We start from the raw sequence: 15,157 nt of genomic DNA, 5'->3' as shown, positions 1-15,157 counted from the left end.
GCCGCCGTCCGTCGAGGGCCCTCCCGTCGTCCCGCCGCCCGGTCCGGGCCCCGCCGTGCCGCCGGTGTCACCGGTTCCGCCCGGCCCGGGGCCGCCCGCGCCGCCCGGCCCGCCGCCGTCCGTGCCGCCGCCGTCGGTTGCGCCGCCGTCCGTCCCGCCGGTGTCCGTTCCCCCGGTGTCCGTGCCGCCCGTGTCGGTGCCGCCGGTGTCGGTCCCCCCGGTGTCACCGCCCGTCGTGCCCGTCTGGCCGCCGGTCGGACTCTGCGTGCCGCCGTCGGTGCCGCCGTCTCCCGTCGTACCGTTCGTGCCGCCGCCGTTGTCGCCGGTGCCGCCGTCGTCCGTGCCGCCCGTGTCCTGCCCGGCGGTGTCGCCGCCCGCTGTCGCCGAGGGGGTGCCGCCGGGGCTGCTGGAGGCGTCGGAGGGACTCCCCGACGGCTCGTGCCGTTGCGCCGCGCCGTGCTGGAGGTGCAGGTGGAAGCTCTGGACGGGGGAGTTCTTCAGCGCTGCGGCCGTGTACTGGCCCCAGATCTGCGCGGGCGGCCCGCCGCCGTTGATGCGGGCCTGACCGAGGGCGCCGTAGAGCGGCTTGTGCTTGGCGGTGTCCGGGTCGGCGCCCATCAGGGCGACGACGGTGGCCAGGTCGGGGGTGTAGCCGGCGAACCAGGCGGCCCGGTCGTCCTCCGCCGTGCCGGTCTTGCCCGCGGCGGGCCGGCCCGCCGCCCGGGCCGCGGTGCCGGTGCCCTCGCTGCTGTCGACGACCGTGCGCAGCACGGAGGTCGTGGTGTCGGCGGCCTGGCGGCTGACGGCCTGCGCGGAGGCGCGGGCCGGGAGGTCGACGGACTTGCCGTTCTTGGTGATCCGGACGACCAGCGTGTACGTCTTGCGCACGCCGTGGTGGGCGAGCGTCGCGTAGGCCTGCGCCATGTCGAGGACGCTCGCGGTGGCCGGGCCCAGCGCGATGGACGGGGTGGCGGTGAGGTCGGGCGTGGTGGAGGGGATGCCCAGGTCGACGGCGGTGTGCTGGACGGTGGCGGGGCCGACGTCCTCCGCCATCTGCGCGTACACCGCGTTGACGGATTTGTTCGTGGCCGTGCGCACGGTGATGGTGCCGTAGTCGCGGTCGTCCTCGTTGTCGGGGGCGTAGCCGGTGGGCCCGTTCGGGCCCTGCACCATGCGGTGGTTGTCGCCGTTGTAGTGGGTGTTGGGAGTGATCAGGTCGCCCTGCTGCGTCCTCGACCTGTTCTCGACGGCGGAGGCGAGGACGAACGGCTTGAAGGTGGAGCCGACCTGGTAGTCGCGCCGGGTCGCGTTGTTCACGTACTGCTTCGTGTAGTCGATGCCCCCGTACATGGCGACGACCTCGCCCGTCGCCGGGTCGACGGACGCGCCGCCGACCCGGACGTCGCGGTCGGCCGCGCGGTGCCGGTCCAGCTTCGAATTGACGTTGTCGTCGACCGCCTTGACCAGGGCGTTCTGCCGCGGTTTCTGGAGGGTCGTGGTGATGCGGTAGCCGCCGCTCGCCAGGGTCCTCTCGTCGAGGACCTTGGTGCGGGCCAGGTAGTCCTTGACGGCCTCGACGATGTAGCCGCGCTGGCCCGAGAGGCCGGCCCGGGAGGGCCCGGAGTGGGTGGGTGCGGGGAAGCGGAGCCGGGTGCGGTCCGCCTCGCTCAGCCAGTGCTGCTTGACCATGCCGTCGAGGACGTAGTTCCAGCGGTCGGTGGCGGCGCGGGTGTTCTCCGGGTGCGCGGTGACGTCGTACTCGCTGGGCGCGTTCAGCAGCGAGGCCAGGTAGGCGCCCTCGGCGGTGTCGAGCTGCTCGACGTCCTTGCCGTAGTACGCCTGCGCGGCCGCCTGGATGCCGTAGGCGTTGCGGCCGAAGTAACTGGTGTTCAGGTAGCCCTGGAGGATGCTCTCCTTGGACTTCTCCCTGTTCAGCTTGACGGCGATGAAGAACTCCTTGGCCTTGCGGGGGATCGTCTGCTCCTGGCCGAGGTAGTAGTTCTTCACGTACTGCTGGGTGATGGTCGACCCGCCCTGCGTGCCCTTGCCGGTGGCGGTGTTCCACGCTGCGCGAACCATGCCGAGCGGGTCGACGGCGGGCTCGCCGTAGAAGCCGCGGTCCTCGGCCGCCAGTACGGCGCGGCGCGTCGTCAGGGGGACCTGCCGCAGCGCGACGTTCTCCCGGTTGATCTCGCCGTCGCTGGCGATCGGGGTGCCGTCCTTGTAGAGGTACACGTTGGACTGCGCGGTGGCCGCCGCGTTCGCCGCGGGGATGTCGACCAGGTTGTAGCCGGCGACGAACCCGCCCACCACGATCACCGCGAGGCCGAGGATGCCGAACAGCACCATGCGCCAGGTCGGCAGCAGCCGGCGCAGACCGGTGCGCCGGCGGCGCTGCCGCTTGCTCCGGCCCTTGCCCTCGCCGTCGGCGGACCGTGCTCGGCCGTCGCCGGGCCCTGCTGCCGGAACGCCGTTGCCGGGGCCGCCGCTCGGGGACGGGCCGGAGGCGGTGGGGGAGGCGGGACCGGCCGCTGAACCGGAACCGGTGCCTGCGCCGGGCCGGTCGCCGGGAGCGGGGACCGCGGCGGGGGCGGGGGCGGGGGGCTCGGCGCGGGACGCGGAGGCGGAGGCGCCGGTGGGCGGCTTGTCCGACGCGCCGGAGCCGCCCGTGGACGGCTTTCCGTCCGTCTTCGCGCCGGCGGGGGAGGGCCTCGCGTCGGCGGGAGCGGGCTTCCCGCCGTTCCTCGCGTCGGCGGGGGAGCGCTTGCCGTCGGCGGGAGCGGGCTTCCCGCCGCTCTTCGAGGCGCCCGTGGGTGGCTCGGCCGGCTTCCCGTCGGCCTCGGGTGCGCCGCTGGACGGCTCGTTCGACGTCTCGGGGCCGTCGGTGGACCGCTTGGCGTCCGACGGGGAGTCACCGCTGCCCGCCGGGGGCCTCTTCCTGGCCCACGACGGGCCCGCGGGCGGCTTCGCGCCGGACCCGGAGCCCCCTTCGGAGGGCTTCCCCGCGGCTCCGTTGCCGCCGGTGGACGGCCTTCCTGCGGGCCCGGACTGCTCTTCCGGGTCCTGGCCCTGCTGCGATGGCTCGTCACTCATATAGGGGAAGACTCCTCGGCCGTGGCCGAAGGTGCACGCTTCGGCATAACGGTGTCGTCTCGGGTCGTCGTCGTTCAGGGCAGCGAGGCACCCCTTATTGCATATCGGCACACATGTCCATGAAACACCGTCAGTCCGGCACAGATTCGAGTGTCGCCCCGCGCGCGGAAATCCGATCGCCCCCGCCCACCCCGTTGGGCTAGGGTCGCTCGCTCCGGCCGAAGCCGGGAACGGCCCCTTCCGGACCGGAAGGGGTCCGGACGAGCTGTGCAAAGGGCTCGGACGGGGCTCCGCGGAGGAGCCTGGAACAGGCCGGCCGGAGAGGGGCTGCTGTGCGGCTGTACGCCGTCGTGTGGGCGGGTTCGTTCCGCCGCTACGCGACCTACCGGACGGCGACCCTGGCCGGGGTGTTCACGAACACGGTCTTCGGCTTCATCATCGCCTACACCTACGTGGCCCTGTGGCACCTCAGACCGCATCTCGGCGGCTACGGCCTGTCGCAGGCCGTCACCTTCGTCTGGGTCAGCCAGGGCATGCTCGCGGCGACCGGCATCATGGGCGGCGGATTCGAGAACGAGCTGACCGAGCGCATCCGCACCGGTGACATCGCCGTCGACCTGTACCGCCCGGCCGACCTGCAACTGTGGTGGATGGCGCAGGACCTCGGCCGGGCCGCCTTCCAACTGCTGGCACGCGGTGCCTTGCCGCTGCTCGCCGGCTGGTCCTTCTTCGACCTGACGCTGCCGCACGATCCCCTGGTGTGGGCCGCGTTCCTGGCGGCCGCCGTGCTGGGACTCGTGGTGAGCTTCGCCATCCGCTACGTCGTGGCGCTGGCCGCGTTCTGGCTGCTCGACGGCACCGGCGTGGCGCAGATCGCGGGGCTCGCCGCGACGTTCTGGTCCGGAATGCTCCTGCCGCTGAACGTCTTCCCGGGCCTGCTCGGCCAGATCGCGCGGGCCCTGCCCTGGTCGTCGATCCTTCAGTTGCCGGCGGACGTCCTGCTCGGCACGTACAGCGGGTGGGACGTGGCGGGCGTGTACGCGTTCCAGGCCGCCTGGGCCGCGATGCTGCTCGGGGCCGGCCGGCTGCTCCAGTCCGCGGCGACGCGCAGGGTGGTGGTCCAGGGTGGCTGAGGACGCGACGCCGGGAGCGGTGCCCCCGGGGGCACGCCCGGGCGAGGAGAGTCACCCGGGCACGGGCGCGGCACCCACCGCGGCTCCGGCGCGCGAGGGGGCCGCGACGCCGGGCCCCGCCGTGCCCGGTCCTGCCGCGGTACGTGCCGTGCCCGCCGTACCCGGTCCGCCCGCCCCCGCCGCCGGTGGAGTCGTACCCCCGGCACCGGCCACACCGGCCACACCGGCCACACCGGCCACCTCAGCCACACCGGCCACGCCGGCACCGGTCGCGGGCGCGGGCGGGCGGTGGGCGCTGCTGCGGGACGGGGTCCGGGCCTACGGGCTGATCGCCGCCATGGGGATCAGGTCGCAGCTGACCTACCGGCTGTCCTTCGCGGCCACCACCTTCGGCAACCTGGCGGCGACGGCGTTCGACTTCGTGACCATCCTGCTGATGTTCTCGCAGGTGCGGGCCCTGGGCGGGTTCTCGCTGCCCGAAGTCGCCTTCCTCTACGGCACGTCGACGACCGCGTTCGGCCTCACCGACCTCGTGATGGGCTCGACGGAGCGCATCGGCTCGCGGGTGCGCGACGGAACGCTCGACGTGCTCCTGCTGCGGCCCGCGCCGGTGCTGGCGCAGGTCGCGGCGGACCGGTTCGCGCTGCGCCGGATCGGGCGGATCGTGCAGGGCGGCGCGGTGCTCGCGTACGCGCTGGCGGCCGTGGACGTCGACTGGGATCCCGTACGCGTCGCCATGGTGCCGCTGATGGTGCTGAGCGGCGGGCTGATCTTCGCCGCCGTCTTCGTCGTCGGCGCGGCCTTCCAGTTCTGGGCGCAGGACGTGGCGGAGGTGCAGAGCGCCTTCACGTACGGGGGGACGACGCTGCTGCAGTACCCGCCCGGGCTGTTCGCGAAGGACCTGGTGCGCGGCGCGACCTTCGTCGTACCGCTGGCCTTCGTCAACTGGATGCCGGCCCTGTACGTGCTGCGCCGGCCGCTGCCGCTCGGGATGCCGGACGGGGTCGCGTTCCTGGCCCCTGCGGTGGCCGTGCTGTGCTGCGCGCTGGCGGGACTGGTGTGGCGCCTGGGGATCAGGTCGTATCGGAGCACGGGCAGTTGACGGGCCGCTGACGGGCGGTTGCAGGCGGTCCGTGGAGTGCGGGGGGCGGGGCGGGCACGGCGGGTGCGGGTGCGGGCCCGGACGGCTGCGGCGCCGCGCGGGCGAGGCCCGGGCGGGGAGGGCCGGGACGATCGGACGAGAGCGGATGGGAAGTGGACGGGTCATGCACGGCGAGGCCGGGGCATTCATCGAACTGGACGGCCTGGAGAAGGTCTTCGACGTGCGGCGCCGGGTCGGCAGGTTCCGGCGCGAGACGAGGCAGGTCCGGGCCGTCGACGGGATCAGCTTCCGGGTCGCGCGCGGCGAGATGGTCGGCTACATCGGGCCCAATGGCGCCGGCAAGTCCACGACGATCAAGATGCTGACCGGCATCCTGACGCCGAGCGGCGGCCGGGTGCGGGTGGCGGGGATCGACCCGTCGCGCGAACGGACCCGGCTCGCCTCCCGCATCGGCGTGGTGTTCGGTCAGCGCACGACACTGTGGTGGGACCTGCCGCTGATCGACTCCTACCGGCTGGCCCACCGCATGTACCGGGTGCCCGACGCCCGCTTCCGCGAGAACCTCGACCGGTGCGTCGAACTGCTGGGTCTCGGCGACCTGCTGCACGTCGCGGTGCGGCAGCTCTCCCTGGGGCAGCGGATGCGCGGCGACATCGCCGCGGCCCTGCTGCACGACCCCGACGTGCTCTACCTGGACGAGCCGACGATCGGCCTCGACGTCATCTCCAAGACCCGGGTGCGGGAGTTCCTGCGCGACCTCAACCGCGACCGGGGGACGACGGTGCTGCTGACGACCCACGACCTCCAGGACATCGAGCAGCTGTGCCGCCGCGTCATGGTCATCGACCACGGGCGGCTGCTGTACGACGGCGGGCTCGCCGGTCTGCACGAGGCCGGCGGCAGTGAACGCGTCCTGGTGGTCGACCTGGAGCACGAGGCACCGCCCATCGAGCTGGCGGACGAACCGTCCGTGCGGGTCACCCGTGTCGAGGGCACCCGCCAGTACCTGGCGTTCCCCGCGGACCGCTCTGCGGCGCCCCTCGTCGCGCGGGTTGCGGCCGCGTACCCGCTGGTCGACCTGTCGGTGCGCGAGCCCGACATCGAGTCCGTGATCGCGAAGATGTACGGGGAACGTGCGGACGCCTGAGCCGGCGTCCGACCCGGGCGCCCGGCGGGCCGGTGCGTGCGCGCCCGGCCCGGCCGCCCCGTTCCGTCCTCCGGCGGTGCCGGCCGGCCGGGCCGCGGGGCCCGCACGCCGGGTCGCCGGAGCCGGGGGCGGTGCAACCCGGTCGTCCAACCCCGTGCCCGGGCATGGCCCGTTGGCTACGCTGGTCGGCATGACGAGTGAACTGCCCGAGCGGGAGACGGGGGAGGGCCACGCGCCCGAGACCCGGGCGTCGGACGCGGAGCGCGAGCAGGTCGCCGAGCGGCTGCGCGAGGCGGTGGCCGAGGGCAGGCTGGACATGGCGGAGTTCGACGAACGCCTCGGCCTCGCCTACACGGCCCGCACCCACGGCGAGCTGGTGCCGCTCGTACGCGACCTGCCCGAGCCGGGCACGGTCCGCGCGGTGGGGACCGCCCCGGCCGCGGGCCCCGCCCCGGCCGGCGCCGGCGCCTGGGCCGGGCGGGTGGGAGGCAGCGAGGCCACGTCCCGCGGCGGTTTCGGCTTCATGGGCGGCTTCGGACGGCGGGGCCGGTGGACGGTGGGCCGCGTCTTCAACGCCGTGGTGTTCATGGGCGGCGGCGAGATCGACCTGCGCGAGGCACGGTTCGAGGGTCCGGACACCGTCCTCCGCTGCTTCGCCGTCATGGGTGGTGTCCAGGTCACCGTGCCGCCGGACCTCGACGTCGAGGTGCGCGGCTTCGGCTTCATGGGCGGCTTCGGCGAGGCCCCGGACCGTCGCGAGGTGGCCGGCATCGGCCCCGCCCCCGACTCGCCGAAGGTCGTCGTGACCGGGTTCGCGCTGATGGGCGGGGTCGGCGTGGAGCGCAAGCTCCGCAAGGAGGAGCGCCGCCGCCTCAAGGAGGAGCGCAAGCGGGGCCGGCTGGGCCCGGGCGGCGAGTCGTACGAGGACCGCATGGCCCGTCACGAGGACCGGTGGTCCCGCCACGAGCAGTACCGGGCGCTGCAGGAGGAGCGGTGGGCCGAGCGCAGGGCACGCCAGGACGCCCTGCGCGAGGAGCGCAGGGCACGCCAGGACGCCCTGCGCGAGGAGCGCAGGGCGCGCCAGGCGGCGCAGCGCGAACGGCGCGACGGCCGCCGGCGCGGCGACGGGTTCCGCAAGGAGCTCTGAGGGACGCGCGCCCGGGGCGGACTCGGCGCCGGCCGGGGAGCGCTGATCTGAGCGAGCGCCCGGGTCGGGGTCCGGGCCGGAGCCGTCGAGGGAGAGCGGGGCCGGGGCCCGGGCCGGGGTCGTCCAGGGGGAGCGGGGCCGGAGCCGGGGCCGGCCTGCGCGGTGGCGGGGCTCCGCTCTCAGGTGGCGGCCGGTGTCCGCGTGCCCAGCAGGGTGCGCAGGTCGACGGCGGACGCCATCGCCTGGTACCCGGCGTCGCTGGGGTGCAGGCCGTCGCCCGAGTCGTAGGCCGGGGCCAGCCGGTTCGGGGCGTACGGGTCGCGCAGCACCCGGTCGAAGTCCACGACCGAGTCGAAGACGCCACCGGCGCGGATCGCCGCGTTGACCTCGTCGCGTACCCGCTCCTTCGTCGCGTCGTACCCGGCGTGCGAGCCGAACGGCGTCAGAGTGGAGCCGACGACCCGCAGGTCGTGCGCGTGGGCCTGGCGCACGATGTTCTTCAGGCCGGCGACGATGGGCGCGCCGCTGAGCTGGTGCCCGTGCAGGATGTCGTTGACGCCCAGGTCGACGAAGACGGCGCGGACGCCCGGTCGGGCCAGCGCGTCGTCGCCGAAGCGGACGACGCCGCTGCGGCCGTTGCGCTTCGCCGAGGCGTCGCGCAGGACCTGGTTGCCGCCGATGCCCTCGTCGACCACGCCGTAGCGGCCGTAGCTGCCCTGCCGCATGCGGGAGGCCAGGAAGTCGGGCCAGCGGCGGTTGCGGTCCAGGGTCGAGCCGATGCCGTCCGTGATCGAGTCGCCGAAGGCCACGACCGTGCCGGCCGCGTCACGGTTCGACACGTCGACCGCGGTCACATAGCGCCAGTGGAAGCTGCGGGCCGCGTACGCGGCGCCCGACGTGTCCTCCGTCCGGTCGCCCTGCGCGAGGTAGGACGTCTGGCGGGCGAAGGCGTGGTACGTCACCGCGCCGCCCGGCGCGGGCGTGTACAGCGTCAGCAGCAGGTCGGCGTCCGCCGGGACGCCCAGCGCCACCGGCAGGCTCACCGCCTGCCGGCCCACGGGCACGATCACCGAGGCCGAGCGGGTGTCGCCGAAGGACAGCCGCCGCATGGTGCCCGGTACGGCCGTCGGGCCGCCGTCCGCGGCGACCGCGACCGACGCGTGCGCCACGTACAGGGGCGCGGTGCCGTAGAGGTTGGAGACCGTGACACGCGCGGCTGTGCCGCCGATGCTCGTGTGGACGATGTTGCGGATCGAACGGCCGGGCAGGCCGTGCGGCAGACCGGGCTCGGCACCGACCGGGCCGGCGGCCCACGTGCCGGTCCAGGCACCGGACGCGGCGGGCGCGGCCCGGTGCGGCAGGTCCTGGCCGTCCGCCGCCGCGCCGCTGCCGGGCGCCCTGCCGTCGGTGCCGTCGACGGCGACGGAGGTGCTGCCCTCGTCGCCGTGCCCGAGCAGCCCGCTCGCGACCTCGTCCGTGACGCCCCGGCCCGGGCCGAGTCCGACGAAGATCCCGGCACACACCAGGCCCACGACCGCGATCATCGCCGCGAAAACTGCCAGGCCACGCTGTCTCGTCATGCCCCGGGTTCACCTCACCTCTACGTACAAAAAACATCATCCGTCACGGCGGGGGAACTTGGCGCGCGCTCGGGGAGTCACCACTCAAGAGGGACAATGCGTACAGGAGGTTCCGGATCAGTCGGCATTACTTGTCGTGTACGTGCCTGTGCGGATGTGTGACGGGCATGGACGGGCATGAACGCTGGGAGTGACGTGGCGGGCGTGGACGGGTGGGAGTGAATGGAACGCGGTGAAGCGGGACGGGCGTCCCAGCACGTCCCGGACGAGCACGTCCCGGACGAGGACGTCCCGGGCGGTGCCGGTCGCGCGGACGGTGCGAGTGGTGCCCGTGGCACGGACAGTGGTGCTGGTGCTGGTGCTGGTGCTGGTGCCGGTTCTGGATCCGGATGCAGAACCGGATCCGGACCCGGGCCCCGGCGTCTCGCGGCGGGTGGGGGCGGGGGCGGGGGCCTGCCGTCCTTCTCGTACACGGCGGCGGACGAGGAGAAGCGCCGCGGTGTGCGCCGCATGAAGACCACCGCCTCCGCGCTGCTGGTCTTCGTGGCCGCCGTCTACGCGCTGACCACCTGGGGCCGGCACGAGGGCGCGGGCGGCTGGGCCGGCTACGTGGCCGCCGCCGCCGAGGCCGGCATGGTCGGCGCGCTCGCGGACTGGTTCGCGGTCACCGCGCTGTTCCGCCACCCGCTCGGCCTGCCCATCCCGCACACGGCGATCATCCCCAACAAGAAGGACCAGCTCGGGGCGTCGCTCGCCCAGTTCGTTGGGGAGAACTTCCTGTCCGCCGACGTCGTGCGTGCCCGCCTGCGCGCCCTCGGCATCGGGCGGCGCGTCGGCGCCTGGCTGGCCGAACCCGAGCACGCGGAACGCGTCACCGCGGAGGCGGCCACGGCGCTGCGCGGCGCGATCACGGTCCTGAGGGACTCCGACGTGCAGGCCGTCGTCGGCGAGGCCATCACGCGGCGGGCGGACGCGGCCGAGATCGCTCCCGTGATCGGCAAGACCCTGAACCGCGTCGTGGCGGACGGCGCGCACCACCGTGCCGTCGACCTCGTCTGCGCACGCGGCCGGGACTGGCTGATCGCGCACGAGGACTCCGTGATGGACGCCGTACAGGGCGGCGCGCCCGGCTGGACCCCCCGGTTCGTGGACCGGCGCATCGGCGAGCGGGTCTACAAGGAGCTGCTGCGTTTCGTCACGGAGATGCGGGACATGCCCGCGCACCCCGCGCGCGGCGCCATCGACCGCTTCCTGCGCGACTTCGCCTCCGACCTGCAGTCGGACACCGAGACGCGGACCAGGATCGAGCGGCTGAAGTCGGACCTGATCGCCCGGCCCGAGGTCCAGGACATCATCGCGTCGGCGTGGTCGTCCCTGCGCAGCATGATCATCTCGGCGGCGGAGGACGACAGCAGCGAGCTGCGCACGAGGGCCCGCACCTCGCTGCTCGCGCTCGGCCGCAGGCTCGCGACGGACGAGCGGCTCCAGGACAAGCTGGAGGGCTGGATCGAGGACGCGGCGTCCTACGTCGTCTCCACGTACCGCGGCGAGATCACGTCGCTGATCACGGACACCGTCAAGAGCTGGAACGCCGACGACACGTCGAAGAAGATCGAGGCGCACATCGGGCGCGACCTGCAGTTCATCCGCATCAACGGCACGGTCGTCGGCGCGCTGGCCGGCCTCCTGATCTACACGGTCTCGCACGCGCTGGGCGCGTAGGCGTAGCTGCGGCGCGGGGCGGGTGCGGAGGCGGGTCGGGGGCGCCGGGCGGGTGCGCGGGGCGGCTGCTCCCGCGCGTGCCCCCCAGCCCCGGCCCCTGCCCTGGCAGCTTCGCCCGCCCTGCCTCCGCCGTCCTGCCCACAGGGGATCGCGCCTCGTCGAGACGGACGAAGCCGCCACGGGGCCTGGTCCGGCGCCCTGTGGCGGCCTCGGGAGCCCGGGCTTCAGCGACGCGTGACGGCGTACGACGCGGCGGCCACGCCGCCCGCGACCGAGAAGACGGCGGGCCAGGGCCCTATCTTCTTCGCCAGCGGATGGGCACCCGCGAACGCGGCCAGATAGGCCGTGCCGAGCCCGACCGCGGCCTTCGTCCCCGAGGCCCGCTGCCACTGCACCGCCGCCACCGTGCCCGCGCCCAGCAGCGCCGCCCCGCCCAGCTGCCGCTTCTTCGTCCACCGCGCGACGGCGAAGCCGCCGACCAGACCGCCCGCGGCCGCGGCCGCCGCCGGAGCCGATCCCGGAATCCTCGCCAACGCTGCCAACTTCGCCACTTTTGCCGTCCTCGTTGATCCGCCGCCGACGCGGCACGGACGCGCCACCGCCGGCCGGCGACCGGTTTCTCACACTCTGAACGGATCGAGCCTAGCCAGTGCGGACGCCCCGCCCGCCGGAGGCCGGCGAGAAATTCACCACTCGTGGAATCGTGGCCGCATGGATGACGCAGCATGGTGACGGCCGACGAGAACGCGGTGCCGGAGTCGAACGAGCACGGCGAAACCGGACGCGAGACGCACCGCCTGATGCTGGACGCCGCCGGGACGGGTCTCGCGGTGACCATCGTGGACTTCCTGAGCGTCTCTCTCGCTGCTCAGGATGCCGTGAGGTGTCCCGTGCTGCCGAACTCCACGAGCCGGAGAGGGCTCGCCGCGCCCGGCGCCCGCTGCCAGGACGACACCGAGGCGTTGGGCACGGGCGTCTCCTCGGGGACCGGGTCGCCGATGCCCGCCAGCACGTGCCGGACCGACAGCACCACGGAGTCGTGTGCGACGAGCAGCACGTGCGCGGGTGTGTCGTCGGCGGCACGCAATTCCGTGAGGAAGTCCCTGACGCGCAAAGCCACATCGGCGAGGGACTCGCCCCCGGGCGGCCGGTAGAACCACTCGCCCAGCCGGTCGCGACGAGCGGCCTCCTCCGGTGCCCGGGCCCGCAGCGCGGGCGGTGGCAGCAGCTCGAACACCCCCATCTCCCGGTCGCGCAACCGCTCGTCCAGCACGGCATGGGAAACGTCCGCCCCCGCACCGGCCACGACGCGGGCCATGGCCTCCCAGGTCTGCCGGGCCCGCAGATACGTCGAGCAGACGACGAGGCCCGGGCGCTCGCCCTCCGGCAGTTCCACGAGCCAGCACCCGAGCGCTCGCGCCTGCTCGGTCCCGAGCCTTGAAAGGGCGACGTCGGCGTCGATCCCTTCCCCGACCATCTCCGAGTCCTCGGCCTCGATCGCCCGCGCCCAGAAAACATTGGCGGTGCTCTGCCCGTGCCGGACAACGGTCAGCCGTTGGAGTCGTTCTCCGGATCCTGCCTGGGAGCGATCGGACATGCGGTCCTCCTCGTCATGTGACGAGAAGCCTTTGCCACCCGCGGGGCCGCGTCACACCTCGACGTTCGCGACGTCGGACGAAGCGTCAGGTGCTGACGCCAGCCGAGCTGATGTGGCCCGTTGGTCCCTGACCTGCTTCGTGAAGCCCGTAAAGTTGATCCATGGGACTCCAGAGCGTTCTTGTCGACATCGGGAAGACGTACGACGCAACCGCGGGAACGAAGAGGGGCGTCGTCGGGCAGCAGATTCTGCGGGACGTCAAGAACCGGAAAGACTTGGGACTGCCCGAGCCGTTGTTCGCTCGGGGTTACGGAGGCCAGTCGACGGCGGCCGCAACGCCATGGATTGGGGTATACGACCCCCGCATCAATAGTGAAGCGGTCGACGGGGTGTATCTCGCCTATATTTTCAGCACCGACCTGCGTACCGTGTGGCTCACCCTGCAGCAAGGAATCACCAAGCTGGAGGACAAGGTGGGCCGAGGGGCGGTGAGGGAGGAGCACCTGCGCCGCAGTGCGGATCGGCTGCGCAGACTTTCGGCGATGCAGAGGCGAAACGGTTGGGTGCGTGAACCTCAGCTCAAACCGACGGCGATCCGTCCAAAGGCGTACGAGGCGGCCAGTGTTATCGCACGCGGCTACGACCTCTCCGCGATGCCTTCCGACCAGGAGTTGTATGAGGACCTTGTCTATGCTTCGGGCTTGCTCAGCGATGTGAGTCGTGCCCACGCCGCGTGGCTGGTCGAGGACTCGGAGACGGTCATACCTGTTTCCTATCGCTATAAGGGTCACGTAGGGCCCACTGATGTAGGGGATGAGCGAGACGCACTCGCGGGGTTCGAACCGAAGGACAGCTCCGACTACGTTGCTCATATCTCGGCGAAGCAGCAGATCAAACGACGGACGCACGAGACACTGATAAGCGATTTCGCGACACATGCGGCCGATCAAGGATTCCTGCCTATAACTAAGCTCCAGCATCCCCGCGATCTCGTTCTCCGCCCTTCCGCGTTGAAGGGTGAACCCGGGCGGGAGGTGCTGGTCGAGGCCAAGGTAATTCAACGCAAGAATCCCACGGAGGCTGTGCGGCAGGCTGTCGGCCAGCTGATGGAGTACAGCCACTTTCTGTATCAGGGGCGGGAGCGGCCGTACCTGCTGGCTTTGTTCTCGAGCGACGTGGGCGTGTACGCGGGCTACTTGGAGGGGCTGGGGATCGCTTCCGTATGGCGGACGGAGACTGGTTGGGGAGGTTCTGTATCCGCCAGGGGCTGGGGGATCGTGGACTGAGGGACATGGCGCGGTCGCAGTGATGTGAAGCGCCGTGCACTCCCCGTAAGCACGCCTTCTTGTTCCACCCCAGGAACGCCTCCGGCGGGGCCGGAGGCGTCTACCGCCCGCCCCGGCCCCGCCGAGTCCGCGACGATCGGTGGTATCAACCCGCCCCGTGGCACTGCCTGTACGGCTTGCCCGAGCCGCACCAGCAGGCGGCGTTCCGCGGCGGGGGCCAGGGGGTCGCGCGGCCGCGGGCGGCCAGGGTCGTGGCGTACAGAGGGAGCAGCGAGGTCGTGGTGGGCGGTGCGGCCTCGGAGGCGGCGAAGGCCTCGTACGAGGGAACCGTGCCGGTGACGACGCCCAGGTTGGGGGTGCCCGCCGCGGCGAGTTCGCGCAGCGCGGTCTCGACGCGCGCCAGGTGCGCCTCGTGCGAGGGGTACTCCTCGGCGAGCGGGGGGTACGCGGCGATCAGCTCGCTGAGTTCCGCCTCCGGCCAGTGCAGCACGGCGACGGGGAACGGGCGGGACAGGGCCGTGCGGTACGAGCCGAGCTCCGCGCGCAGCAGGTTGATCTCCGCCTGCAGCTCGTCCGGGTTGTCCGAGCCGAGGGCCCACAGGCGCTTGGGGTCGTGCAGCTCGTCCAGGGGGACGGACGCGGGGTTGACCTGGTCGGCGAGGGTGTCCCAGGCGTCGTGCTGCAGACCCAGGAGCCGGCGGGTGCGGTGCCGGCCGATGAGGAGCGCGTGCGTGGCGTAGGGGACTTCCTCACCGGGGGTGAGCAGCAGGTTGAGCGCGGCGGTGAACGCGTCGTGGGCCGCCTCCGGCTCGTCGTGCCGTTCCAGGGTCTCGGCGACGATCTCCCAGGGCGCCGGTTCCAGGGGGGCCGCGAGCTGCACGCCGCCGATGATCATCCGGGCTTCCGCCTCGTGGCCGAAGTCCCACAGATTGGCGGCCTTGAGGGCCTTCACGAGCTGCGGGTGCTCGGTCTTCGGCTGGTCGGGGCCGGGCGACAGCAACTGGTCGTAGAGCCCGGAGGCCCGGTCTCTGGCGCCGGCCAGTTCGAGATGGGCCGCCGCCTGGAGAAGCAGGGGCTCTTGGTCCTCCGGATACCGGGCCGCGGTGCGCAGCAGGCGCTCGGCTTCCGAGGTGTGGTCGGCAGGCATGTCGGGGCGCATGCGCTCACCGTACTGCGGTCGGCGGGGTCCGGCGTGTGAGGAGGGGGTGAGGTGCGGGCGTCCTTTGTGCGCGCCCCCGCGGGCTGCCCCGCGGGCGGCCCGGCGGGGAGCCGTCGGGGCCTCTCCTGTGTCCGGCCGTGCGCGCACAGGCGCGGAGGTCGCGGCCCCGCGCCCCCGTCCCTGCGCGCCCG

11 protein-coding genes are annotated in these 15,157 nt (G+C 73.1%); 6 read left to right on the top strand and 5 right to left on the bottom strand.

The window, feature by feature from the left end:
• A partial coding sequence (locus L1885_RS11375) for a transglycosylase domain-containing protein (protein WP_308117309.1) occupies positions 1 to 3,093 on the bottom strand: 3,093 nt, incomplete at its 3' end.
• Positions 3,094 to 3,425: 332 nt separating this feature from the next.
• On the opposite strand from L1885_RS11375, the gene L1885_RS11370 reads away from it, so the two are divergent.
• The 4 genes from L1885_RS11370 (at position 3,426) to L1885_RS11355 (ending at position 7,622) form a co-directional block, all read left to right on the top strand.
• Positions 3,426 to 4,226, top strand: a complete 801-nt coding sequence (locus tag L1885_RS11370) for an ABC transporter permease (RefSeq protein WP_235796938.1) — start codon at positions 3,426 to 3,428, stop codon at positions 4,224 to 4,226.
• Between the two features lie 148 nt (positions 4,227 to 4,374).
• Positions 4,375 to 5,328: an ABC transporter permease gene (locus L1885_RS11365; RefSeq protein WP_372481920.1), complete on the top strand. Its 954-nt coding sequence runs from the start codon at positions 4,375 to 4,377 to the stop codon at positions 5,326 to 5,328.
• 145 nt (positions 5,329 to 5,473) lie between these two features.
• Complete coding sequence (locus tag L1885_RS11360; protein WP_235796937.1) at positions 5,474 to 6,475, top strand: ABC transporter ATP-binding protein; 1,002 nt, start codon at positions 5,474 to 5,476, stop codon at positions 6,473 to 6,475.
• A gap of 190 nt (positions 6,476 to 6,665) precedes the next feature.
• On the top strand, positions 6,666 to 7,622 hold the full coding sequence (locus tag L1885_RS11355; RefSeq protein ID WP_235796936.1) for a DUF1707 SHOCT-like domain-containing protein: 957 nt from the start codon (positions 6,666 to 6,668) through the stop codon (positions 7,620 to 7,622).
• Positions 7,623 to 7,801: 179 nt separating this feature from the next.
• On the opposite strand, the gene L1885_RS11350 is transcribed toward L1885_RS11355, so the two are convergent.
• Positions 7,802 to 9,202 carry an SGNH/GDSL hydrolase family protein gene (locus L1885_RS11350; protein ID WP_235796935.1) on the bottom strand — a complete coding sequence of 467 codons (1,401 nt, stop codon included), beginning with the start codon at positions 9,200 to 9,202 and terminating at the stop codon, positions 7,802 to 7,804.
• Between the two features lie 222 nt (positions 9,203 to 9,424).
• Between L1885_RS11350 and L1885_RS11345 the strand changes: the two genes are divergently transcribed.
• On the top strand, positions 9,425 to 10,924 hold the full coding sequence (locus tag L1885_RS11345; RefSeq protein WP_235796934.1) for a DUF445 domain-containing protein: 1,500 nt from the start codon (positions 9,425 to 9,427) through the stop codon (positions 10,922 to 10,924).
• Positions 10,925 to 11,148: 224 nt separating this feature from the next.
• On the opposite strand, the gene L1885_RS11340 is transcribed toward L1885_RS11345, so the two are convergent.
• Complete coding sequence (locus tag L1885_RS11340; protein ID WP_235796939.1) at positions 11,149 to 11,466, bottom strand: hypothetical protein; 318 nt, start codon at positions 11,464 to 11,466, stop codon at positions 11,149 to 11,151.
• Between the two features lie 326 nt (positions 11,467 to 11,792).
• Positions 11,793 to 12,521, bottom strand: coding sequence for a histidine phosphatase family protein (locus L1885_RS11335; protein ID WP_235796933.1), 729 nt, complete (start codon positions 12,519 to 12,521; stop codon positions 11,793 to 11,795).
• A gap of 161 nt (positions 12,522 to 12,682) precedes the next feature.
• Between L1885_RS11335 and L1885_RS11330 the strand changes: the two genes are divergently transcribed.
• A complete protein-coding gene (locus L1885_RS11330; RefSeq protein ID WP_235796932.1) occupies positions 12,683 to 13,807 on the top strand; it encodes an MrcB family domain-containing protein in 1,125 nt (374 codons plus the stop codon).
• Between the two features lie 145 nt (positions 13,808 to 13,952).
• Here the strand turns inward: L1885_RS11330 and L1885_RS11325 are convergent, their stop codons facing one another.
• The gene (locus L1885_RS11325; RefSeq protein ID WP_235796931.1) at positions 13,953 to 14,966 is read right to left on the bottom strand and encodes an SEC-C domain-containing protein; all 1,014 of its coding nucleotides are present in this window, start codon (positions 14,964 to 14,966) and stop codon (positions 13,953 to 13,955) included.
• Between the last annotated feature and the right edge of the window lie 191 nt (positions 14,967 to 15,157).

Source organism: Streptomyces fuscigenes, assembly GCF_021556455.1.
In the GTDB taxonomy this organism is placed as follows: Bacteria; Actinomycetota; Actinomycetes; order Streptomycetales; family Streptomycetaceae; genus Streptomyces; species Streptomyces fuscigenes.
The sequence above is the reverse complement of the archived record's forward strand: the minus strand, read 5'-3'. Positions and strand labels throughout refer to the sequence as shown.

Bases quoted from the DNA above. Each gene is read 5' to 3' on its own strand.
- L1885_RS11360 (WP_235796937.1), top strand. From the start codon at position 5,474: ATGGGAAGTGGACGGGTCATGCACGGCGAGGCCGGGGCATTCATCGAA.
- L1885_RS11355 (WP_235796936.1), top strand. From the start codon at position 6,666: ATGACGAGTGAACTGCCCGAGCGGGAGACGGGGGAGGGCCACGCGCCC.
- L1885_RS11350 (WP_235796935.1), bottom strand. From the start codon at position 9,202: ATGACGAGACAGCGTGGCCTGGCAGTTTTCGCGGCGATGATCGCGGTC.
- L1885_RS11345 (WP_235796934.1), top strand. From the start codon at position 9,425: ATGGAACGCGGTGAAGCGGGACGGGCGTCCCAGCACGTCCCGGACGAG.
- L1885_RS11335 (WP_235796933.1), bottom strand. From the start codon at position 12,521: ATGTCCGATCGCTCCCAGGCAGGATCCGGAGAACGACTCCAACGGCTG.
- L1885_RS11330 (WP_235796932.1), top strand. From the start codon at position 12,683: ATGGGACTCCAGAGCGTTCTTGTCGACATCGGGAAGACGTACGACGCA.
- L1885_RS11325 (WP_235796931.1), bottom strand. From the start codon at position 14,966: ATGCGCCCCGACATGCCTGCCGACCACACCTCGGAAGCCGAGCGCCTG.